Here is a 25,027-nt window from a genome sequence, read left to right on the forward strand (position 1 = left end):
AAACTCATTTTGAAGCCTTTTGTTCTATATTTTCTATTCTTATTAGGGGTTTCTTCTTCCCTACATTCACAAGATTACCCCATCAAATTCCTTGACATATCAGACGGTTTGTCTAACAATTCCATAATTACAATTTACCAAGATAAAGAAGGATATATGTGGTTTGGAACCTACGATGGTTTAAACCGATATGACGGTTATAATTTTAAAATTTTTAGAAACAGAATAAACGATAAAAAATCGCTTTTGTTCAATACAATCTACAATATTGAAGGTGATTCTAGAAATAATATTTGGGTAGGAGGAACAAGCGGAATCTGTATTTACGATAAAACAAAAGCGTCTTTTCATACCGTTAAGTATACGTTGTGGGATGATAAACCAAAAGTGCTTCAAGATATTATACATCAAATGCGTTCGGTTTCAGATAATTTAGTTTTAGTCGCTTCGCAGAAATTAGGTTTATTGGCTTTTGAAAATGGTTCTTTTATAGGTAAACATATTCCTTTAAATGCATTAGGAAATAGAATTACGATTTCTAATTACGATGCCATTGCAATTCAAGAAAATAAAGAGAAATTGGGATGTTGGATATACGTTCGCAATGTTGGAGTTTGTACTTATGATTATAAAGCAAAAGACTTAAAAATTGTTTTTCCGCTTTCGATAGGAGTAAAAGCGATGAAACTTTCTTCTGATGGAAATCTTTTATTAGGAACCGACGAAGGACTTTTTTTATTAAACACAAAATCGGGTTCGATTTCAGAAAATTATTTTTCGAATAAGTGCAGCGTTACTGATGCTTTGGTGGATAAAAAAGGAATAACTTGGGTGACGACAGACGGCTGCGGAATTTTCTATATCAATCCAAACAGTAAAAATCTTCTTGCTTATAATGAACAATTAGCCAAAAGCAATTCGGTTTGGAGTCTATATGAAGATAAATCAGGTAACAAATGGTTTGGCTCGCTTCGCGGCGGAATCAGTATGTTGAGCGATACTCCAAAGTATTTTAAAAGTATTCGTTATAATGCTAAAGATCCTGCCGACAATTTTATTTTATCTTTTTGTGAAGACGAAAAAAAGAATGTTTGGGTAGGTACAGACGGCGCAGGCTTGAAATATTGGGATAGAAAAAACAATTCGTACACCAATTATGGAAATTCGCTTTCTAGCCCTTTTATTACCGGAATTGTTCGCGATAATAATAATGACATTTGGGTTTCTACTTGGGCGGGCGGAATCAATAAAATAAGCAAGAATACGAATAATGTAAAACACTATTCTTGTTATAATTCTCATACGAAACAAACCGAGAAAAATATCTGGTTTGTATTTAAAGATTCAAAATCAAATATTTGGGCAAGTGCTACAAATGAAGGTTCGTTGTACCTTTTAAATAGAAATAAAGATGCTTTTGAACTTTTTGATAAAAGGATTGATAACCTGCAATGCATAACCGAAACTTCAGATGGAAAGTTATGGGCAGGAAATTACACTTCACTTTTGTCAATTGATAAAGACACTAAAAAAATCACTAAAAAAGCAATTGGAAACCCTATTAGATGTATTTATGAAGATAAAAATAAAAATCTCTGGATAGGAACTCAAGAAGGAGGTTTGCTATTATTTGATAGAAAAACAAATACTTTTAAAAGACAGACTATTGACGATGGTTTGCCTTCTAATACTATTTTAAGATTACTAGAAGATAGTGAAGGCAACTTGTGGATGAGTACTTATAATGGAATCTGCAGATACGATAAAAGAAGTAAAACCTTCCGTAATTTCTCTGTAAATGATGGACTTCAAAGCAATCAGTTTAGTTTTAATGCCGGAATTAAACTTTCATCTGGCGAATTTCTTTTTGGAGGAATTAACGGATTTAATATTTTTTATCCTAAATCGATAAAAGGCTTCAATCAAAAGAATACTATTTTACTGACTGATTTTTATGTCAACAATCAGTTGATTGAAGAAACAAATGCAGAAGTTGCTACCGATTCTGATAAAATTAAAGAGGTTAGTTTAGAATACGATCAAACGACTCTATCATTAGAATTTGTTGCTTTAGATTACAACAATGCAGACAAGATAAATTATGCTTATTTTTTAGATGGTTGGGATGAGCAATGGAATTATGTAGGACAGACCCGAAAAGCAAATTACTCAAGACTTCCTGAAGGAAAATATACTTTTAAAGTTAAAACAACCAATTTTAAAGGAGGTTGGAATAAAGAGGTCAGTCTCATTTCAATAGAAGTTTTACCACCTTGGTACAGAACCTGGTGGGCCTATACTCTATATCTTTTAGCAATTGGCGGATTATTGTTTTTGTATCTTGATTACAATAAAAACAAAGAAAAATTAAAATATAAGGTCAAAATCGCCGAGCTTGAAAGTAAGAAAGAAAAAGAGATTGCAGAAAAGCAGTCGTCTATGTTTACTTATATTTCGCATGAATTTAGAACACCGCTTTCGCTAATCATAAATCCGTTAAAAAAAGCAGTACAGAAAGAAAATGTCGAGAACGGTTCTTCTGGAAGCGATTTGGCTATTGCGCATCGAAATGCCAGAAGATTATTGAGTTTGGTAGATCAACTGCTTTTATTAAGAAAAGCCGAAAATGATGCCGATGCTTTGCGTTTATCTCCAATTAATGTAAATAATCTTTCTAATGAAGTTTATCAATGTTTTGTGAATCAGGCAAAAGATAAAAACATCAATTATAATTTTACAATTCCAAATCACGAAATTACTATTATTGGCGATTATGAAAAGATAGAAATTTCATTATTCAATTTAATGTCAAATGCTTTTAAATACACACCAATTGGAGGCGAAATCAATCTGACTTTGACAGAAAACGATGAAAAGGTTTTTCTAGAAATATCGGATAACGGAGACGGAATTGATAAGAAAGACATTGATGTTATTTTTGAAAAATTCAAACAGATTAATTCAAAAGTTTCTGTTGGAACCGGTTTTGGTATTGGACTTTATATTGTTAAATATTTTGTTGACAAACATAAAGGATCTGTAACTTGTAGCAGTGAAGCTGGAAAAGGTAGCACTTTTAAATTGGCATTTTTAAAAGGAAACAGTCATTTTGAAGATGTAGAAATTACCAATGAAAAACCGCAGAGAAGCCAATTGTTTGACGAATTAATTCCTGATGAAATAGAAGAACCGATTTCGACAGCAACAACTTCAATTGCAGATAGCGATTTCAAAAAGACAATGTTAACCGATAAACGCACTGTTTTAATCATTGATGATAATGCAGAAATTCGAGCTTATCTAATTAAGCTTTTTGCTGATAGTTACATTGTTTATAGCGCAGAAAATGGCGAAGAAGGTTTAAAAATGACTAAAAAACATATGCCAGATCTTGTCATTAGTGATATTACTATGGAAGAAATGGATGGTTTAGAATTATGTCGAAGAATAAAAGAAGACAACACCTTATCGCATATTCCAGTTATTTTATTGACAGCATCTAAAAACCCAGAAACGCATTTGCAAGGAATTAATGAAGGTGCAGATGATTATATCACCAAACCTTTTGACGATGATATTCTTACGGCTCGTGTTGAATCTTTACTAAGAAACCGTCATAATCTACGCACTTATTTCTTAGACAGTATTACATTAAAAGAAAACACGCAGAAAGTTCCGGTCGAATATCAGCAGATGCTTAAAAAATGCATCGAAATTGTTGAAGCTAATATTCATAAAAAAGATTTTACAATTCGAACTTTCGCCCTAGAAATGGGAATGAGCCATAGAACGCTTTATACCAAAATCAAAATTATTTCTGGGCAAACTTTAAATGCTTTTATTCGTTCATTGCGAATTAGAAGAGCAGCGATGTTGATGCTGACTGAAGATATGAACATCACACAAGCAAGTACAGAAGTTGGATTTGAAGACCCAAAATATTTCAGACAGCAATTCGTAAAACTATTTGGAATGACTCCTTCAGAATATATAAAAAAGTATAAAACGTCATTTAATTCTGACTTGAATATCATCAAATAATGCAGCTAACATTATTTTGTTACTGCATTATTTTCTTGTTTTTTAAAAAATCAATTAAAATCTTCTATTCAACTTAAACGTTTTAGCTGAAAAAATGCTGTTTTTTCAATAATTATAAATTTCTCAAAAATACTGTCTTATTTTTTAATAGTCTTTAAAATTTATTTCAAAATAATAGTTAATTGCAATTTTGACCTCCTTTTTTTTCCAATTTACCCCTCCTTAAAAGTGTTATTTAAACATTTCTTTGCGGTAATAGCAATCACGAATTAGATTATTGCTGTTAGTTATAAGTGTTAATATCAAGATAGTTTGTTATCTGTTTAAAGAGGTGAGCACTCTTTAAATTTTAGATCAGTAATGATTGGTTTGCGTTACTTATCAGCCCGCAGTTTAAAAAAAATAAACTGCGGGTTAATTAAAAATGACACTTAAATAACCTGAAGTAAAATCAAAAAAAAGGAAATATCTAACAATTAACCAAACTCAATAGAATATGAAAATGACCACTTAATTATGTAATGCTGTTTTTTTGCTGCCTCAGACAAAAAATAGTAAAACCTTGAATAACCTACAAAATTAAAACAAGCTTTCATTTTAGAAAGAAAACTAACTAACCTAACCTTAAAACTAAAGAAATGAAAAAAAATGTATTTTTATTTTTTCTTGCCCTTTTTGGCTTTCTTGTAACCGGATGTCAAAATAATGAATCAGGATTTCCAAGTTCTGATAATCCTACGGTGGTAGTTTCTACAAAAGAGATTTATGGAGCTCCGAGTAGAAAATTTGAAATCAAAGCTGCACTTGCAGACGATTTAGGATTAAAAAGTGTAGAAATTCAAATTCCAGAATTATCACTAGATAAAGTAATTAGCTTTAAAACAGATCCGCTTTTAAAAACTTACGATTTAAGTTACTTTTTTGAAGTTCCTGCAAATAGAGGAACTTCTGAATCTTTTAAAATAAAATTGGTAATTACAGACGTTTCTGGAAATGTTGTAAACGAAGAAATCAATTTACGCCTTGATGGTGAATTTGCACCGCCAAGCATTACAATGATAACACCAAAAGAAGGTGCAGTTATCTTGTTGTCTACAAGTAATGAAATGCCTGTAAATTTTGTCGTAAACGACGATTCGGGAATTGATTATATACAAGTAAAATGTGAGGCTCTTGGCATTGACGAAATGATACAGTTAACAGATTCTCCTCAATCTTATACTTTCAACAAAACTTACACTTTGCCTGTAACTGCTGCAGATTACGTATTAACGATTACTGCAAAAGACAAATTTGCAATTCCGAATACAGGATCATTAAACGTAAATATTGTAGCAACAAACGAATATCCTGCAATTTATTTATGCGATCAGCCAAAGGGAACAAACCTAACGACAGATGCAGTGGGAGTTCCAATGTATTTCCATGAGAAGGATGGACAAGATTTCGAATTTAAATATTATGCTGACAAAGACAACAAAGAAGTTTATTTCTTAGGTCAAGAATCAGATTTTGCACCGCATTGTTTTGGTTTAAATGCAGCTGGAGAATTAGTAGACGATGTGACTTCAACAGCAATTATTTTACCTACAAAAGGATATTATAAGATTAAAGTAAATCCAAATACACTAAAATATACTGTAGAGAAATATACACCAACAAGCAAAGTTTGGGCAGATGTTGCAAACGGTTTATGGCATGATGATGCTGCACAAAGAAAACCATTCGTAAGTGTTTGTGGTGGCGGAATCGACGGTGCAAACTGGGATACATGGAATGCTTGGGTAGTTACAAAACTTCATCTAGCAAATAATGCAAGCAATCCATATCAATTAGTTGGAGAATATACTTTGACAGGAACTCTAGAAGCGACTTTTACAGGACAATGGTGGGATCCATCTTGGAGGTTAATCAAAAATGGTATTGCAACAATGTCACCAGGAGAAAACGGAAATGCTAAATATCCTGCAGCACATGGAGTTTACAAAGTAGTTTTAGATACTGAGTTGGAAAGAGTATTTATAACAAAAAAATAGTTGGTTATAACCTTGTTGTAACATTTAACAAATAAAACAGCTTAATATGAAATTTAAATATATAGGATTTTTTATTGCCCTTTTGTGTACTGCTGTATCTTTTGGACAAATAAAAATAAAAGGTACTGTTAAGGATAAAGCCAATGTGCCGATTCCGGGAGTGAATGTAATGGTGAAGGGAACTTCAACATCTGCAGCAACTGATTTTGATGGAAATTATGTAATCAATGTTCCAAATAAAAATGCACAAATCGAATTTTCATTCGTTGGTTTTACTTCTCAAGTTGTACCAGTTGGAGATAAAACAGAGATTAGTGTAGTAATGCAGGAAGCTAGCCAAGCATTGGATGAGATAGTTGTGGTAGGTTATGCGGCGGTTAAAAAGAGCGATGTAACGAGTTCGATATCTTCTGTAAAAGGAAAAGAATTGCAAACTATGACTGTTGGTAACGTTGCCGAATCACTTCAAGGAAAAGTTTCTGGGGTGCAAGTAACAGGGCAAGGAGGTCCAGGTGCACAACCAAGAGTTTTAATTCGTGGTATTTCGACTTTAAACTTAAACACAGATCCGCTTTACGTAGTTGACGGAATTCCGATGGGAACGAGCATTAATTTCTTAAGCAATAACGAAATTGAATCTTTGGAGGTTTTAAAAGATGCTTCTGCAAGCGCAATTTATGGTTCTCGTGCTTCGAATGGAGTTATTCTGATTACAACTAAAAAAGGAAAAGTTGGAAAAACTAGATTCAATTTTGATTTGAGCTCTGGTATGCAGATCATGAATAATCCTTACAATATGGCAGATGCCGAAGGTTATGCAAGAATAATGAACACGGCTTATAACAATTCAGGTTATTCAGATTATCTTCCGAATCCTTCTCAATACAGAGGAAAAACTACAGATTGGTGGAAAGCAGGAATTAGAACTGGAACCCCTGTTACAAATGCTTCATTAGGTGTAACTGGAGGATCTGATAAACACACTTACGCTATAAGTTTAAACTATTACGATTCTGATTCAATGTATGGTGTTGGAGGTTGGGAAAGAGTTACAATGAGAATCGCAAATGATTTTAAATTCACAGATAAATTCTCAGCAGGAATCACTTTAAACCCTCGTTATGAAACTTGGGGAGCACCAAACAATTGGGCAGATTTTGATAAAATTGATCCAATTACGCCAATTTACAAACCAGCAGACCAGTTAAGCGGAACTGAAAATGAATACAGCATTTATGCAAGATCTCCTTCTTACGTATGGAATCCAGTTGCTGCCGTAAAGCGTTATGATGATTATACCAATAAGTACAACTTAAATACGAACGGATATTTGCAATACGAACCAATCAAAGGTTTAGTATTTCGTACACAAGCGTCTATTGAAGTTGGAGATGAAACAAGAAATAAATTTACGCCCGATTTTGTAATTGATGCAGCACACGAAAAGCAAGAAATCAATAGTATTGAAAAATGGAATACTACAAATGTTGATTGGACTTGGCAAAATACCATTACCTATTCTAAAAAATTTGCAGAAAAACACAATGCTTCTTTGATGATTGGTAACACAATGGAAGAATACAATGGAAATAATCTTTGGGGTTACGGTGAAGGTGTTCCAAACAATTCAGATTCAATGAGAGAGCTAAATGCAGCTACTAAAAACAAAGACAGTAAAGGTAACAGCTGGTCTAGTTCGTTGATGTCTTATATTTCTCGTTTTTCTTATAACTACGATGGTAAATACTATTTCACAGGAACATTTAGACGTGATGGTTCTTCTAAATTCATGACCAATAACAAATGGGCAAATTTCCCTTCGGCATCGGTTTCTTGGAGAATTTTAAACGAAGGTTTTATGGAATCTGCAAAAGATGTAGTTAGTGATCTTAGATTAAGAGCAGGATGGGGTAAAGTAGGTAATCAAGGTTTGCCAGATGCGGTTTACCAATCTAATATCGGACAAAATTATTATACAATTGGTGGCGAAGTAGTAGATACTTCTTATCCGTCTTCAATGGCAAACAAAGACATTAAATGGGAAACGGTAGAAGATATGAGTTTCGGACTTGATTTCGGATTTTGGAAAAATAAAGTTTCAGGTTCATTAGAATATTATCAAAAAGAAACCCACGATATGTTGTTCTTAAAACAGTTTCCAACTTACAGCGGATTTCCAGGATATTCAACTATGTGGACAAATGTTGGTTCTATGAGATCAAGCGGTATCGATTTATTGCTTTCTTATAAAGATAAAAAAGGCGATTTCTCGTATGGTGTAGACTTGACTTTTACAACCGTAAATGTTGAAATGCTAACGCTTTCTGCTGATGGCGAGAAACTATATGGATCTGGAAACAGAACTTTGACTGTAAAAGGCGATGTGCCAGGATATTTCTACGGATATGTTGCCGATGGATTATTCCAAAACCAAACCGAATTAAACTCACATACAGATCAACACGGAACCAAATTACAGCCATATGCACAAGTAGGAGATGTTCGTTTTAAAGATGTAAACGGTGATGGAAAAATTGATGAAAAAGACAGAACAAAAATTGGTTCTCCTTGGGCAGATTACAACGTAGGTCTGAATTTAAACTTTGGTTATAAAAACTTTGATTTAATTGCTAATTTCTATTCTAGCATTGGAAACGAAATTGTAAACCAAAACATTTCAGATTTATATAATGGTGCAAGTCTAACAAACAAAGTTAGCGGATTAGAGCAAATGGCTTGGCATGGTGAAGGAACTTCAAATTACATTCCGCGTTTATCAAAAGATGATAACAATGAAAACTTTACCAAATTCTCTTCTCTTTATGTTGAAGACGGTTCTTTCGTTCGTATGAAAAATTTACAGTTAGGATATTCTTTCTACAACAAATTTGGTTTAGATAAATTGAGAATTTCATTGTCTGGACAGAATTTATGGACATGGACAAAATACACAGGAGTTGATCCTGAAGTAGCCGGAGGAGATCCTGATAAAGGAGACAGAGTAAAAGGATCAGGTTTTGGAGGATGGAACTATCCAGTACAGCCAACAATCTTGATGGGGCTTAATGTTGCATTTTAATCAAAACGATCATGAAAAAAATTATAGTATCAATCATAGCTTTCTCTTTGTTTTCAGCTTCTTGTAGTGATTTCATCGAAAAAGAACAAAGAGGAACCCAGACTTTAGAGAACTATTTTCAAACAGTACAAGAGTGTGAAAATTATACCAACGAATTAACAAAAAGGTTGTTGCTTCCTAACGACTGGTGGACATTAGTAGCGCCAAGAGTAACGAACGAAATGTCAACCGATGACGCTTGGATGGGAAACACCGGACAAGACAGTGGTGCGCACAGACCTGCTTCACAGTATCTAATTACTCCAGATAATATGGGAGATATGAACAGTATCTACACTGCACATTATTACACCATTCAATCGGCTAATATTGGTTTAGAGAGAATGGCTTCATCGCCACTTACAGATGTGCAGAAAAACCAATATACGGGAGAATCCTTATTCGTGCGTGCTTATTGCTACTACGAATTGGTAAATCTTTTTGGAGGAGTTCCGTTGTATACAAAATCTTTAGGAACAGGAGATTTAACTTTAGAAAGAAGCTCTGCGGCAGACGTATATGCGCAAATTGAAACAGATCTTAAAGATTCGGCAGCAAAATTAGAAAGCGCTCCTGTAAATAAAGATGGTAGAATAAACAAATGGGCAGCTTATGCTTTATTAGCTCGTGTTTCATTGTTTCAAGAAAAATGGGCTGAAGCTAAAACATATTCAAACAAAGTAATCACTGAAGGGCCTTTTGCGCTTGAGGCTGATTTCTTAAATATCTGGAATGTAAACAATCATAACGGAATTGAATCGATTTTAGAAGCACAATCTTCATCAGTTCAAAATAGAGATTTAGGTTCTGCATTACCAACTTTAGCGGGAGCAAGAGGAGAAGACAAAAAGAATTTTCCAAGTAATGATGCCGCCGATGTTTTGGACGGATGGGGATGGTGTATGCCAACAAGCGATTTAGAAAATGCTTATCTTTCTGAAAATGATGTAATTCGTCGTAGAAGCACCATTACAAAATGGGGAGAAGCTGCTTACGGAGATGAGGTTTTAAATCCAACTCATAAATTCAGTTTAAACGATAACAAATCAGGACGTATTTGCCGTAAATATTACATTCCAATTGCAACACGTCGTTCATTAGATAAAAAAGACGGTCACTTGCCATTAAATATTCCGTTGATTCGTTTAGCAGAAATGTATTTGACAAGAGCAGAAGCAAATTATCATTTAGGAGGAGATGCTTTAACAGATATCAATGTAATTAGAGCTCGTGTAAAATTAGATCCAAAAACAGGAATTTCTGGACCAACTTTATTGAAACAAATCTACAAAGAGCGTCGTTTAGAATTGGCTTTTGAAGGGCTTCGTTTATTTGATATCCGTCGCGAAAAAGATCCAACAACAGGAAGACCAGTTATCGAATCTTTAATGGGACCAAACGGAACCTTTGTAAAGTATAATTTGAGTTCTACAGACCCTTATGAAACAACCAATTTGAGAGAACCGCAAGACAAAGGAATCAACTTTGACCCTTCTAAGCACTTATTATGGCCAATTCCACAATTAGAAATTGATTTAAGCGGTAATTTAATCAAACAAAATCCTGGTTATTAAGATGAGCATCTTAAAAGGAAATAAAGTAAGTCTGCTGTGTGCAGGCTTGCTTTCTGCAAGTTCGCTTTTTATGAGCTGCGATTCTGATAAATCTGATAGCTCGAGTTCAGAAAGCGGCACAGCAGAATTGAATATTAGTTTAGATATGAATCTTCAAACAATGGAAAGTTTTGGAGCTTCGGATGCTTGGCAATGTAATTTCATTGGAAAAAATTGGCCTACTGATAAAAAGAATAAAATAGCAGATTTATTATTCAGTCAAGGTGTAGATGCAGACGGAAATCCAAAAGGAATCGGTTTATCATTATGGCGTTTCAATCTTGGAGCAGGAAGTGCAGAACAAGGCGAAGCAAGTGATATTACCGACGAATGGAGAAGATCGGAATGTTTTACTAGAGACGGAGTTTCGTATAATATGACAAAACAAGCGGGGCAGGTTTGGTTTATGAAAGCCGCGAGAGAACGTGGTGTAGACAAACTTTTAGCTTTTGCCAACAGTGCTCCAGTTTATTTAACTCAAAACGGAAAAGCACATGCTACAATCAAAGAATTTTACAATTTAAAAGATGGTAAAATGCCCGACTTGGCCGATTTTTGGACAACATCTTTAGATAAGCTAAAAACAGAACACGGTTTAACAATAGACTATGTGAGTCCGTTTAATGAACCGCAATACGAATGGGATGGAAGCGGGCAGGAAGGTTCTCCAGCGACAAATGCCAATATTTACAGTTTTGTCAATATCCTTTCTCCAAAATTACAAGCGAAAGGATTAGAAGCCAAAATTGTAGTTGGAGAAGCAGGAGCTTACGAACCATTATACAAGACTGTTTCAGGAAAAGAAAGCAGATCCAATCAGATTGATTACTTTTTTGCAACCAATTCTACTAAAAACATTGGCAGTTTAAGCAATGTAAAAAAGACAATTTCTGGACACAGTTATTGGCAGGCATGGCCATTAAGTGAAATGATTTCATCAAGACAAGCTGCCGCTGCGAAAATTCAGTCTGTTGGCGGAGTTAGTCTTTGGTCATCTGAATATTGCGTTTTAGAAAGTCCGGGAACTGCAGAACTTCCAGGTGGAGCTGGTTCAGGAAGAGATTTAGGAATGTCATTGGCACTTTGGACAGCTCGTATTATTAGTACTGATATTGCCGTTGGAGGTGTAACGTCTTGGCAATGGTGGACAGCAATTAGCCGTGGCGATTACAAAGATGGTTTAATTCATGTTGATGATGGAGCAAGTAATGGAGCAGGAAATGCAGATTACTGTAAAAATGACGGTTACATCAGAGATTCAAAAACACTTTGGGCTTTAGGAAACTTTTCTTTTTTCGTAAAACCAGGAATGGTGAGAGTTCAGATTCCAAGCATCGATAATTCGACAGCATTAAATGATGTAATGCTTACAGCTTATAAAGATGCTACAAATAAAAAATTGGTAATTGTTGCGGTAAACATAAGTAAATCAGCAAAAGCTTATAAATTGAATCTTGCAGGCGGAACAGTAACAGACAACAAATTAACCCCTTACATTACTTCTGAAACAATGAGTTTGAAAAAAGGAATAGCGGTTGATATTTCTGGTCTTGAAATTCCAGCCAGATCAGTAGTAACTTATGTTGGAACATATAAATAAGTTGCTAAGGGTCTAAGATTCTAGGTTTTGAAAGATAAGTAGTATTGTGTGCAAACTTTGTCAAAGTTTAAAACTTTGACAAAGTTATTAACCACAAACTTGTCATCCCGACGGAGGAGGGACCTCCACAAGTAACTCGACAAAGTAATGAGGGCTTGGTTGATTTATTTACGAAGATTTCTCTTTCGGCGAAATGACAAAAGACGATAACAAAAATTACGTCAACACGAAAAATAATAATTAAATGAGAAAAATATATATCTCGCTTTTATTGGTAACAACTTCAATGTCATTTGCACAGCGAACAGTTACTATTAGCACAGATAATGTAGTGCAAACCATGGATGGTTTTGGAGGTTCTGATGCCTGGAGAACACAGTTTGTGGGTAAAAATTGGCCTGAACAGAAAAAAAATGCCATTGCAGATTTGCTTTTTAGTAAAGAAATAGATGCACAAGGAAATCCAAAAGGAATCGGACTTTCGATCTGGCGATTTAATCTTGGGGCAGGAAGTACAGAGCAAGGAGAAAATAGTAAAGTTTCTGACGAATGGAGAAGAAGCGAATGTTTTCTGAATGCTGACGGGACTTATGATTTCTCAAAACAAGAAGGACAAAGATGGTTTTTGCAGGCGGCTAAAAAACGTGGAGTAGAAAAGTTTCTTATTTTTACTAATAGTCCTCCAGTTTATATGACTAACAACGGATTATCTTTTGCCTCTCAAAAGAATAAACTGAATCTAAAAGATGGTGCAATTCCAAAATTTGCCGATTTCTTAGTTCAAAGTATTCAAGGATTGGAGAAAAAAGAAGGAATCAAATTCGATTATGTTAGTCCGATTAATGAACCGCAATGGGAATGGATGCCAAAACACGGAGATACAAATAGTCAGGAAGGAACACCAGCAACCAATCAGGAAATATATGATTTGACCAAATCACTTTCAGAAAAATTGAAAGCTAAAAAAATGAGTACTGAGATTGTAATTGCAGAGGCCGCTCAAATCGATTATTTGTATGAAAATGTAAATTCAGAAAACCGTGACAATCAAATCGATTATTTCTTTGGAAATACCAAAACGAATGTGACCAAGTTTTCAAATGTAAAAAATGTAATTCTCGGGCATAGTTATTTTACAACATGGCCAGTTGAAAGACAGGTTTTAAGCCGAAAATTAATTGCTAAAGAAGTCAAGCAAAAATCGGGATTAAAATACTGGCAATCGGAATACTGTATTTTAGAAAACCCAGGAGAAGCTGAAATCCCTGGCGGTTCTGGTGGCGGAAGAGATTTAGGAATGCAGACCGCTTTGTTCGTTGCTCGTTTAATTCATAATGATATTGCGGTTGCCAATGCAGCTTCTTGGCAATGGTGGACATCAATAACAAGAGTAGATTACAAGGATGGTTTAATTTATTTAGACGATGGAAAAAGTAACGGCGGAACTGCTCCAGATTATGTAAGAAATGATGGAGAATTTCACGATTCAAAACTGCTTTGGGCTTTAGGAAATTATTCGCTTTTTGTTCGTCCAGGGATGTTGAGAATCGATATTCCAAACCAAAACGAATTAGACAAAGCAAATGATGTAATGCTAACGGCTTACAAAGATATTCAAAGCAAAAAACTGATTGTAGTAGCAGTAAACTGCGGAAAATCGGCGCAAGAATACAAATTTGATTTATCAAAAGGAACTTTAAAAAATAACGAGTTCACACCTTACGTAACTTCTGATACATCAAATCTAAAAAGAGCCGAAGTTCAGAAAAATGGAAATCTAGAAATTCCTGCAAGATCTGTAGTGACGTTTGTTGGAGAGTTGCAATAAACTTGAAACAAAAAAAAATAATTAAATAAACAAAAGAAGCTTAGACTCTTAGACTCTTAGCATCTTAGAACCTTAAAAAAAATGATTACAAAGAAAACCTTAATCCCCGTATTACTCTTTTCGTGTCTATCTGCAAGCAGTCAAATATCGTTTGGAGATTCTAAGAAAATAAATGACAACTGGAAATTCAATCTTCAGGAAACTCCAGAAGCAAAAAATAATGTATTTGATGATAGTAAATGGCAACAAGTAAATGTACCGCACGACTGGAGCGTAAAAGGCCAGTTGAGTCCAAGATTAGCAAGTTGCACAGGTTATTTGCCTGGCGGAATTGCTTGGTATAGAAAATCAATTAATATTCCGAAAACCAAATCTGGAGAAAAAGTCTATTTGTATTTTGAAGGAGTTTATAATAGAAGCGAAGTTTTCATCAACGGACATTCTTTAGGAAAACGTCCAAACGGATATATTTCTTTTGCTTATGATGCAACTGAGTTTGTAAAATTTGGTGGAGAAAATACAATTTCAGTTCGTGTAGACCACAGCCAAAGCGCCGATTCAAGATGGTACACTGGATCTGGAATTTATAGAAATGTGTGGTTGGTTTATGCCAATCCAGTTCATATTGCACAATGGGGCGTTTACGCTTATCCAGAGGTTAAAAAAGGAGCAGGAACTTTGAATGTTGAGGTTGATGTAGAGAACGGATCTTCATCAAAATCTGCTTTAACTGTTGTAAATGAATTATTTTCAAAAGACGGAAAATCGGTCGCAAAATCATCTTCAAAAGTTGATCTCGCTGCAAAACAAAACGGGAAAATTTCAACAAAATTAAATGTCAAAAATCCGCAATTATGGGACTTAGATAATCCGAATTTATATGAACTGAGAACAACAGTTTTAAAAGACGGAAAAGAAATTGATAAAACAGTAACACAAACAGGTTTCAGAAACTTCACATTCGATCCAAACAATGGTTTTGCCCTTAACGGAAAATGGATGAAAATGAAAGGAGTTTGTTTGCACCACGATGCTGGAGTTTTAGGATCTGCAGTTCCAAGAGAAGTTTGGAAAACGAGATTAAAAACGCTGAAAGAAATTGGTGTAAATGCCATTCGCACAAGCCATAATCCGCAAGCGCCAGATTTCTATGAACTTTGCGACGAACTAGGATTGTTGGTTTTAAACGAAGCGTATGACGAATGGGAATTTCCAAAACGCAAATGGTTAGAAGGCTGGAACTACGGAACACCAGGATTTGAAGGTTCATTTGATATTTTTGCAGATTATGCCGAAAAAGATCTTGAAGATTTTGTACGTCGTGACAGAAATCATCTTTCTGTATTTGCATGGAGTATTGGTAACGAAGTAGATTATCCAAACGATCCGTATTCTCACCCAGTTTTAGATAAAGGAAAAGACGGTTTTGGGCAAGCAGCTTACGGTGGTTATAAACCAGATGCGCCAGATGCCATGAGACTTGGAGCAATTGCAAAACGTTTGGTCGCTGCAGTAAAAAAATACGACAAATCAAGACCGACAACTGCTGGTTTAGCAGGAGTTGCAATGTCTAACGAAACGGAATATCCTGGAGCTTTAGATATTACAGGATATAATTATACTGAAAGCAAGTACAAATCAGATCATGAAAAGTATCCAAAAAGAGTGATTTATGGAAGTGAAAATGTTCATGATATGGAGCCTTGGTTGGCAGTAAAAAACAATAAGTTCATTTTCGGTCAATTTCTTTGGACAGGAATCGATTATTTGGGAGAATCAGGAAGATGGCCTTCAAGAGGGTTTTATTCTGGTTTAGTTGATTTTGCTGGAGTTATCAAACCTCGTGGTTATTTCCGTCAATCATTATGGTCAGATCAACCAATGGCATATTTAGGAACTTATCCGTTGACAAACGAAAAAGACATTTCTAAAGATGCTTGGGCAATTTGGAATTATGAAAACGGACAAAAAATTCGTGTGGTTTGTTATACCAATGCTGCAAAAGCGCGTTTAGAATTAAACGGAAAAGTAGTGGGGGAAACTAAATTGTATGACGAAAAAACAGGAATTATCTATTGGGATATTCCGTTTGCTTCAGGAAAATTAGAAGCAGTTGGTTTAGATAAAAACGATAAAGAAGTAAGCCGTTATGCTATTAATTCAACACAACAGCCAGTTGAATTAACAATTGCTGATAAAGACATTACAATTAGCAAAGACAAAGGCGTAGCGAAAATTATGGTTCAGGTAAAAGACCAAAACGGACTTCCAGTAATGCTTTCTGACAATGAAGTTACTTGTACGATTAACGGTGCGGCAACTTTGTTAGGATTAGAAGCAGGAAATAACAGCGACATGACTGATTACACAGATAATGTACAGCGTGTATTTCACGGACATATTGCAGCATATATTCAGGCAAATGGAGATTCTACAGCGCCTATAAAAGTTAAATTTACAAGTCAGTGGTTAAAGCCTGTTGAGGTTACTATTAATGTGAAATAAAGTATCAATCTAAAAACCTAACAAGTTTTTAAAAACCTGTTAGGTTTTCTTTACGTTGGTAACAATAAAATTTCATTATATTTAAAGTGTAAAAACCACACATAACCAAGCACAATGAAAATTACAAACTTACTTACGGTAACAATAGGAGCTTTTTTTCTATCTGTTGCAACTAACGCGCAAAAGAAAACGTTTCAAAAAGAAGAATTCAAACAATGGGCTCAAACTCCGCCAATGGGCTGGAATAGCTGGGATTGTTACGGACCAACAGTTGAAGAGCATGAGGTAAAAGCCAACGCCGATTATATGGCAAAAGAGTTGAAAAAATTCGGTTGGGAATACATCGTAGTCGATATCAGATGGTTTGTTGAAAATGATAAAGCAGGAGGATACAACCAAACAGATCCACGTTACGTAATGGATCAGTACGGAAGATATTTGCCAGCTGTTAACCGTTTTCCTTCAGCAAAAAATGGACAAGGTTTTAAGCCTTTAGCCGATTATATTCATAAAAAAGGATTAAAATTCGGAATCCATATTATGCGCGGCATTCCTAAAAAAGCAGTCGAAGATAAACTGCCAATAAAAGGAGCAAACGGAATCACTGCAGATCAAGTTTATTCTACAGCATTACAATGCGAATGGTTAAGAGACAATTATACTGTTGTAGCAGACAAACCAGGAGCACAAGAATATTATGATTCTATTTTCGAATTGTACGCGCAATGGGGAGTAGATTTTATAAAAATAGATGATTTATCAAGACCGTATCATGAAGGCGAAATCAACTTAATAAGAAACGCAATCGACAAATGCGGACGTAAAATTGTTTTAAGTACATCGCCAGGAGAAACACCAATCGAAGCAGCGCCTCACGTAACTACACATGCTAATATGTGGCGTATGGTTGATGATGTTTGGGATACATGGCCTCATATTACGCATTTAATGGATGTAGCTCAAAAATGGTATCCGCACATTGCGCCGGGAACATGGCCAGATTGTGATATGATTCCGTTAGGACGTATTTCAATTAGAGGAGAAAGAGGTGAAGACCGTATGACCCGTTTGACAAAAGACGAACAATATACTTTGATTACATTTTTTAATATTTTCAAATCGCCATTGTTTTTTGGAGGAGATTTGCCAAGTAATGACGCTTTTACATTATCATTATTGACGAATAAAGAAGTCGTAAAAATGCACAATCAAAGTACTGATGTAAAACAGCTTTTCCAAAAAGATGGAAAAATTGCTGTCACTTCAAAAAATCCAAAAGATGGCAGTGTTTATCTGGCTTTATTTAATATTTCTGATAACGGTTCGCAAAAAGTTGCAGTAAACCTTTCTGATTTAGGAATTTTTGGTTCGGCTGAAGTTTTGAATATGTGGACAGGCGAAAAATCAAAAACTACATCAAATGAAATTGGAACTGACTTAAAACCTCACAGTTCTATTTTATATCAATTAAAAAGTAAAAAATAAATGAAAAGAATATTTTTTTGTCTGATATCATTACTAAGCCTTTCGACTTCTATACAAGCCCAGAATTCAGCAAAAGGAGTTCCGCCCGTTATTGCCGAAAAAGATTTAACAGCTTATTTATTTGTTTATTTTATAGGGAATAAAGTCGAAGAAGAAGCAGTTAATTATGCTGTAAGCAGTGACGGATATCATTATTACGCGCTTAACAATAATAAACCAATTTTAGATAGTAAAGCAATCAGTTCGACAGGAGGAGTTCGCGATCCGCATATCTTACGCGGAGACGATGGCAAAACATTTTACATGGTTCTGACCGATATGACTTCTTCAAAAGGTTGGGATAGCAACCGTGCAATGGTTTTATTAAAAAGTACTGATTTAGTAAATTGGAAAAGCAGCATTGTCAATATCCAAACTACATTTCCAGGAAATGAAAACTTAAAACGTGTTTGGGCGCCGCAAACTATTTACGATGCAAAGGCTGGAAAATACATGATTTACTTTAGTATGCAACATGCTGGAGGTCCAGATAAAATTTATTACGCTTACGCGAATAAAGATTTTACTGCCTTAGAAAGTGAGCCAAAATTATTGTTTGTTCCAAAGTCAGGAAACGCTTGTATTGATGGTGATATCATCGAAAAAGATGGAGAATATCACCTTTTTTATAAAACAGAAACCAATACGCCTGGAATCAAAGTGGCAGTTACAAAAGATTTGACTTCCGGAAAATGGATTGAAAATGATAATTATCTGCAACAGACAAAAGATGGAGTAGAAGGTTCGAGCGTTTTTAAATTGAATAATTCAGATGAGTATATTTTGATGTACGATGTGTACACTAAAGGAAGATATCAATTCACAAAAACGAAAGACCTAGAGAATTTCAGTGTAATTGATAATGATATTTCAATGGATTTTAATCCGCGTCATGGAACTATTTTACCGATAACTCGTTCTGAATTAAAAAGAATTACTGATAAATGGGGAACACCTGCAAAACTTGCAAAAGTAAATCATAACCCAGTTCTGGAAGGCTATTATGCAGATCCTGAAATTTTGTATTCTAACAAAACAAAAAAATATTACATCTATCCAACAAGCGACGGATTTGATGGCTGGTCTGGATATTATTTCAAAACCTTTTCTTCAGATAATTTAGTGGATTGGAAAGATGAGGGGATTATTTTAGATCTAAAAAAAGATGTTCCGTGGGGAAATAGAAATGCTTGGGCGCCTTGTATTGTTGAGAAAAAGATAAAAGGAAAGTATAAATATTTCTACTATTTCACAGCTGCGCAAAAAGTTGGAGTTGCCGTTTCTGACAATCCAACAGGACCTTTTAAAGACAGCGGAAAAGCAATTGTAGCTACAAGACCAGAAGGAATACACGACGGGCAAGAAATTGATCCAGATGTTTTCACCGATCCTAAAACAGGAAAAAGCTATTTGTATTGGGGAAATATGTATATGGGAGTGGCTGAGTTAAATCCTGATATGGTTTCTTTAAAACCTGGAACGCAGAAAGTTATTGCTGTAAATCCTTCATTTAGAGAAGGAACTTATGTAATTTACAGAAACGGAAAATACTATTTCTTTTGGAGCGAAGACGATACGAGAAGTCCAAAATACAAAGTGAGATACGGAATTTCAAATTCTCCGACTGGACCGCTTGAAATTCCAGAAAACAATATCGTAATTCAAGGAAAACCAGAAGAAGGCATTTATGCAACAGGACACAATTCGGTTTTACAAATTCCGAACAAAGACGAATGGTATATTACGTATCATAGATTCTCTTATCCAACAGGAATAAAAATGGGAGACGCAGGAGGTTTTCATCGCGAAGTCTGCATCGACAAATTAGAATTTAATGCAGATGGAACCATCAAACAAGTTGTTCCAACTCATGCTGGAATTGAGGCTTTGAAGAAGTAATTTCAAAATTTAATTTTCAATAAAAAAGCTGTTTCTAAATTAATAGAAACAGCTTTTATCTTTTATAAACATGACTTAAGCCGTTTGATCATCAATAGTAGCTTCAGGAGCATTTTTCTTTACAGATTCAATTCCGTTTTCTCTAGCAGCTACACTTTCGTACATTTCGCTAGAACCAATAATCTGACCATTTCCAGCTTTTAAATTGAAATAAGGTTTTCCGTTTTTAGCTTCTTTTCTGTCGTAACGATTATCGTCAGCTGCGTTGTTCTTTACAGATTCAATTCCATTATTGCATGCCGCTTTTGTAGTGTAGCCTTCGCTTGTTAAAATAGTCTGGCCATTACCAGCTTTTAAATTGAATTGAAACTCACCGTTGGTTCTAGTAGTGATTACAAATTTTCCCATGTAGTTTATTTTTAAAGTTAGGTAATATTAATTTTGCTTTAGATAAAAATACAAAACTTAGTAATATAAATCATACGTCAATTTGAAAAAATAATTACTTTAATGATAACAATTTGTTTTTATTGAAGAACTTAAAATAGTAAACTTAGATTCCTAAACGAAAATCAGAAACACTTTTTTCTTCCAGATTAATTTCCTCAAAAATACTTTGAGTTCCTTTATCTACAGGACATTGAGTACTTATTCCCATCCAGATTTCTTTTGGGTAGTTGTTTTTATACAAACGAACCATCTGCCAGTTCTTTTTATCTAACGAATAATAACTTGCAACCGTTTTAGTGTCAGAAGAGATTTTCATGTAAACAGAAGGCTGTTTTACCACATCATGATTGTTATCATCAGAAGTTGTCATTGTGCGAACCGTTACAATTCTGTGATTGCCTCTTTCGTCTTGCTCAAAACAAAATTTTTGATAGAAACTGTCATTGACATAAATATATAAAACACCAGCATTATACAAACCTTTTTCTGTAAACTCAGGCGTAACTTTTGCGGTAAGCGTAAAAGGTTTTGTATTGTCTACTTTAGATAAAAGCATTGGCGCGCTAGTATTAGACAATTTTCCGTCTGGATCAGAAAAGTAATCTGATTTTTCACCAGCTTTAAAAATTACTTTTTCATTTGCTTCAGTCTTAATTAGCGAGTCGGCACCGTTTACTGCTTTTGTAAAATGGATAGAAGATAATTTGATATCACACGGCGAACCATTTACAAATGCAGAATCTGTTTTTGTTTCTTCTTTCATTGTTGTTTTTGCAGTTTCGTTTTTAGTATTGCAGCTCGTTAAAGCCGAAAGGCTAAGGATAATAATAGCATTGTAAAAAAATGTTTTCATAGATTATTTTTTTGGGATAGAAAGTAATATTTTTAATTTTCCAAAAATAGAATTGCTTCACAAAAAGGGCAATACGTAAAATTAACCAATTATACTTTCTAAATGCCACAGAATTCTTCGATCGAAAACCAATTAATGACTACATTTTTAGAACAAAAATTTGAAATTGGAGAATCTAATGATATCGAAATGTATAAACAATTCGTCGTCAATTATGTCAAAATAGAACAATGTGTCGCTGTTTTATCCGATTATCAATCTGACAAAAGTTATATCTATGCAGGTAGTTTCGGTTCGGTTTTTGGACTTCCAGACGAAAATTCTGAAATTGATTCTGCTTTTGAAGAATGCATTTTCACTAAAATCAATTCAGAAGATTTAGTGGAACGTCATGTTTTGGAACTCAATTTTTATCAGTTTTTAAAAGAAATTCCGAGAGAAGAATATAGCAATTACAGCACTTTGAGCCGTCTTAGAATGAAAGATTCTATCGATAAAATTACCTATATAAATCATCGAACGATTTATTTAAACACGTTTAATAACGGAAGTATTTCGCTTGCATTATGCTTGTATCTGCCATCAACAGATTTGCAGCCTCGTACAGGAATTGAAGGAAAGATTTTTAATATTAGAACAGGTCAAGTAATTGAATCTGAAAAGTATAAAAACAATACTGAAAATATACTTTCAAAGAGAGAAATAGAAGTTTTGACCAGCGTTGCAAAAGGAAACAAAAGCGAACAAATTGCAGCCGAAATGCACATTTCGGTTTATACTGTAAGACGACACAGACAGAATATTATCGAAAAATTGAAAGTAACCAATACGGCAGAAGCAGTTCAGACTGCTTTTGTAATGGGAATTATTTCGCTGTAAAAATTATTTAAGAAGCTATAAACAAAAAAAGAGACATCTTGCAATGTCTCTCTTGTATTTAAAATATTCGATTTGTTATTTAATCGTAATAGGTAATTCAACCGTTGTTTTATCCCAGCCAATAACTAAATTAGCAATATTACCTTGAGCTGTAAATGCAATAGATAAAGCTTCAATAGTTTCGCTTACAGATTTAACAGGAACAGAAACTCTCACTACATCTTTGCTTTCGTCATAAGCATAACTACCCCATAAATCTAATTCTTTATTGATAATGATAGTCCATTTGTCTTTTTCTGGAATAGCAAATAAACTATAGTATCCTGCAGGAACTTTTTTACCGCCAATAGTTACATCTTTGTAGAATTTGATTTCTGTATTTTCGTTAGCACCAACTCTCCAAACTTCACCAAATTTTACAACATCGCCAAAAATAGTTCTTCCTTTTGCAGTAGGTCTTGCATAAAGAACTTTGATAACCGGATTTGGATTATCTGTTTTTTTGAACTTAACTGCTTTGTTTGGGAAATAAGAAATATCAACAGGACTATTGTCTAATGGAGCAAATTTCACCACATCTTGAGCCTGAACTGTAAAGGCAGCAAATAGCGTAACTGCCAGTAAATAAAATTTTTTCATAGGATTACAATTTTTTAGAATAACTACAAAGTAAGTTAATAATGAAGAAAAATCATATAATTTACAGTCTGTTTTTTGTTAATGAATTGGTAATAGGCCATATAATTTATTATGCTTTTTTCTTCTTAGCGTACCAATTCTGCATAATATAAAATGCTTTCTTCTTTTCGCCGTCATTCGAAATTAAACCTTTTCGATTGTAACCGTCCTGAATTCCTGGAAGCAATCTTTTTGGAGATCTGAAATCAACCAGAATCCAAGGGCTTGTTCCGCTGAGGTGTGGAATCTTTTCAATCATTTTTAAATTCTGAATGTATAAATATTCCTGATATTCCTCTGTCCAGCGTTCGTTTTTTTCTCCGTGTAAACCAGCTTTAGCATCGCCTCCAAATTCAGAAACAACAATAGGTTTATTGTATTTAGATTTCCAAACTATTTTTTCAGCATCTTCTAGATTTCCGCCGTACCAGCCCAAATACTGGTTAAAAGCCACAACATCTAAAACTTCACCAATTGGATCGTCGATCGTTTCTTTTTTGGTCAATAAAGCCGCACTGATTAATCTTGTGTTATCTAATGATCTAGTGTGTGAAGCTAAATTTTTAATGAATGTATTTCTGGCATCCGAAATTGGCGTTTCATTTGCCATTGACCAAATAATAATGCTAGCTCTATTTTTATCTCTAATGATAGAAGCCGTTAATTGATCTTCGGCATTTTGATAGGTATTTTTATTTGTAAATTCTACTGTCCAATACACCGGAATTTCTTCCCAAACCATTATTCCCATTTTATCGGCTTCGCGAATAATATTTTCGTTGTGCGGATAATGCGCCAAACGAACATAATTGCAACCTAATTCTTTTGCCCAATTTAACAAACGCAAGGCATCTTCGGGAGAATTAGCACGTCCGCCTTTTGCATTTTCTTCATGAATAGAAATACCGCGCAAAAAGATTGGTTTTCCGTTTAGCAAAATTTTATCTTCTTTGGTTTCGATAGTTCTAAAACCAATTTGATCTTTTAATTTTTGTCCGTTAAAATCAATCGTTACGTCATACAATTTCGGATTTTCAGGAGACCAGTACGAGATTTTTTTAGCAGGAATTTCGAAGTTTAAAATTCCCTGAGCATTTGCTTTTTCTTTAAAATTGATTTTTAATTCTGGAATCGAAATCGAAACACTGTTTTGTGAAGCCTGTAAATTATTGATTTTGATAAAACCAGAAATAACATTTGCATTGCCTTTTTTTAGTTGAATAGTATAATCTTCTACAAAAGAAGCCTCTTCTTCAATTAAAGTTACATCGCGCGTTATTCCGCCATAATTCCACCAATCAGTATTTACCGTTGGAACATCTTCTTTATGACGCGTATTGTCCACTTTTATAACGAGATAATTGTCTTTTGGCTGTACAACAGAAGTGACTTCGTAATTAAATGGAGTAAAACCGCCTTCGTGCGTTCCTAGTTTTTTTCCATTTAAATATACATCAGCTTTATAATTGATAGCTCCCAAATACAAAAACAAACGCTTTTTAGCTGCTAGATTATAATCGAAAGACTTTTTAAACCAAACATTTCCTTCATAATATTTAAGTTCTGTAACCTGTGAATTCCAATCGCCTGGAATACTGATTGTAGGCGATTTATCAAAATCATATTCTACTAATTCCTGTTTGTTTTGAGCATGGTAATTTGTAAAAAAAGCTCCTTTTGCCGGCTTTTCACTTTTGTCATATTGGTCAAGGTGAAAACTGTAAAAGCCTGTTTGGTATGGATCTATAATATAATTCCAAACTCCGTTTAAAGAAGTGGTATTTCGGTTGGGTACGTTAGAAATTAAACCTTGGGATTGTCCAATTGCGAACGATGTCAGGAATAATAATGTTAGAATTTTTTTCATTTTGTAATCTTTATTTGTATTGTATTTATGTTTTGCCACGAAGGCACTAAGTCACGAAGTTTTTTTCTCTCGCTTTTTTTGTCATCCTGACAACTAGAAAAAAACTTAGAATCTTAGTAGCTTAGCATCTTAGCAA

The 25,027-nt window shown here is 34.4% G+C and carries 14 protein-coding genes; 10 read left to right on the top strand and 4 right to left on the bottom strand.

Translation table 11 applies throughout. The features are described 5' to 3' along the window. Positions 1-108 precede the first annotated feature (108 nt). From AC1Q5Z_RS14470 to AC1Q5Z_RS14510, 9 genes are all read left to right on the top strand, one after another. On the top strand, positions 109-4,041 hold the full coding sequence (locus AC1Q5Z_RS14470) for a two-component regulator propeller domain-containing protein (RefSeq protein WP_492445522.1): 3,933 nt from the start codon (positions 109-111) through the stop codon (positions 4,039-4,041). 638 nt (positions 4,042-4,679) lie between these two features. Next, positions 4,680-6,077 (top strand): hypothetical protein, encoded by a 1,398-nt coding sequence (locus tag AC1Q5Z_RS14475; RefSeq protein ID WP_492445524.1) that lies wholly within the window; start codon positions 4,680-4,682, stop codon positions 6,075-6,077. A gap of 46 nt (positions 6,078-6,123) precedes the next feature. Next, positions 6,124-9,156, top strand: coding sequence for a SusC/RagA family TonB-linked outer membrane protein (locus AC1Q5Z_RS14480; RefSeq protein WP_343584095.1), 3,033 nt, complete (start codon positions 6,124-6,126; stop codon positions 9,154-9,156). An 11-nt stretch (positions 9,157-9,167) separates the two neighbouring features. Beyond that, on the top strand, positions 9,168-10,769 hold the full coding sequence (locus tag AC1Q5Z_RS14485) for a RagB/SusD family nutrient uptake outer membrane protein (RefSeq protein WP_492445526.1): 1,602 nt from the start codon (positions 9,168-9,170) through the stop codon (positions 10,767-10,769). Position 10,770: 1 nt separating this feature from the next. Next, a complete protein-coding gene (locus tag AC1Q5Z_RS14490; protein ID WP_492445528.1) occupies positions 10,771-12,408 on the top strand; it encodes a glycoside hydrolase in 1,638 nt (545 codons plus the stop codon). A gap of 244 nt (positions 12,409-12,652) precedes the next feature. Then, on the top strand, positions 12,653-14,236 hold the full coding sequence (locus AC1Q5Z_RS14495; protein WP_492445529.1) for a glycoside hydrolase: 1,584 nt from the start codon (positions 12,653-12,655) through the stop codon (positions 14,234-14,236). A gap of 81 nt (positions 14,237-14,317) precedes the next feature. After that, positions 14,318-16,741 carry a glycoside hydrolase family 2 TIM barrel-domain containing protein gene (locus AC1Q5Z_RS14500; RefSeq protein ID WP_492445531.1) on the top strand — a complete coding sequence of 808 codons (2,424 nt, stop codon included), beginning with the start codon at positions 14,318-14,320 and terminating at the stop codon, positions 16,739-16,741. A gap of 114 nt (positions 16,742-16,855) precedes the next feature. Further along, a complete protein-coding gene (locus AC1Q5Z_RS14505) occupies positions 16,856-18,226 on the top strand; it encodes a glycoside hydrolase family 27 protein (RefSeq protein WP_492445533.1) in 1,371 nt (456 codons plus the stop codon). Next, positions 18,227-20,164, top strand: coding sequence for a glycoside hydrolase family 43 protein (locus AC1Q5Z_RS14510; protein ID WP_492445535.1), 1,938 nt, complete (start codon positions 18,227-18,229; stop codon positions 20,162-20,164). A gap of 75 nt (positions 20,165-20,239) precedes the next feature. On the opposite strand, the gene AC1Q5Z_RS14515 is transcribed toward AC1Q5Z_RS14510, so the two are convergent. After that, positions 20,240-20,572: a YegP family protein gene (locus AC1Q5Z_RS14515; RefSeq protein WP_198857450.1), complete on the bottom strand. Its 333-nt coding sequence runs from the start codon at positions 20,570-20,572 to the stop codon at positions 20,240-20,242. 145 nt (positions 20,573-20,717) lie between these two features. After that, complete coding sequence (locus tag AC1Q5Z_RS14520) at positions 20,718-21,467, bottom strand: DUF1349 domain-containing protein (RefSeq protein ID WP_198857449.1); 750 nt, start codon at positions 21,465-21,467, stop codon at positions 20,718-20,720. 135 nt (positions 21,468-21,602) lie between these two features. Between AC1Q5Z_RS14520 and AC1Q5Z_RS14525 the strand changes: the two genes are divergently transcribed. After that, the gene (locus AC1Q5Z_RS14525; protein WP_286968448.1) at positions 21,603-22,346 is read left to right on the top strand and encodes a response regulator transcription factor; all 744 of its coding nucleotides are present in this window, start codon (positions 21,603-21,605) and stop codon (positions 22,344-22,346) included. A gap of 75 nt (positions 22,347-22,421) precedes the next feature. Here AC1Q5Z_RS14525 and AC1Q5Z_RS14530 read toward each other — a convergent pair whose 3' ends face one another. Continuing rightward, on the bottom strand, positions 22,422-22,985 hold the full coding sequence (locus AC1Q5Z_RS14530) for a DUF2911 domain-containing protein (protein ID WP_492445537.1): 564 nt from the start codon (positions 22,983-22,985) through the stop codon (positions 22,422-22,424). A 109-nt stretch (positions 22,986-23,094) separates the two neighbouring features. Then, positions 23,095-24,891: a glycoside hydrolase family 2 protein gene (locus AC1Q5Z_RS14535; protein ID WP_492445539.1), complete on the bottom strand. Its 1,797-nt coding sequence runs from the start codon at positions 24,889-24,891 to the stop codon at positions 23,095-23,097. Positions 24,892-25,027: the final 136 nt, after the last annotated feature.

The sequence above is a fragment of the Flavobacterium sp. GW823-FHT06G12 genome (assembly GCF_058794775.1).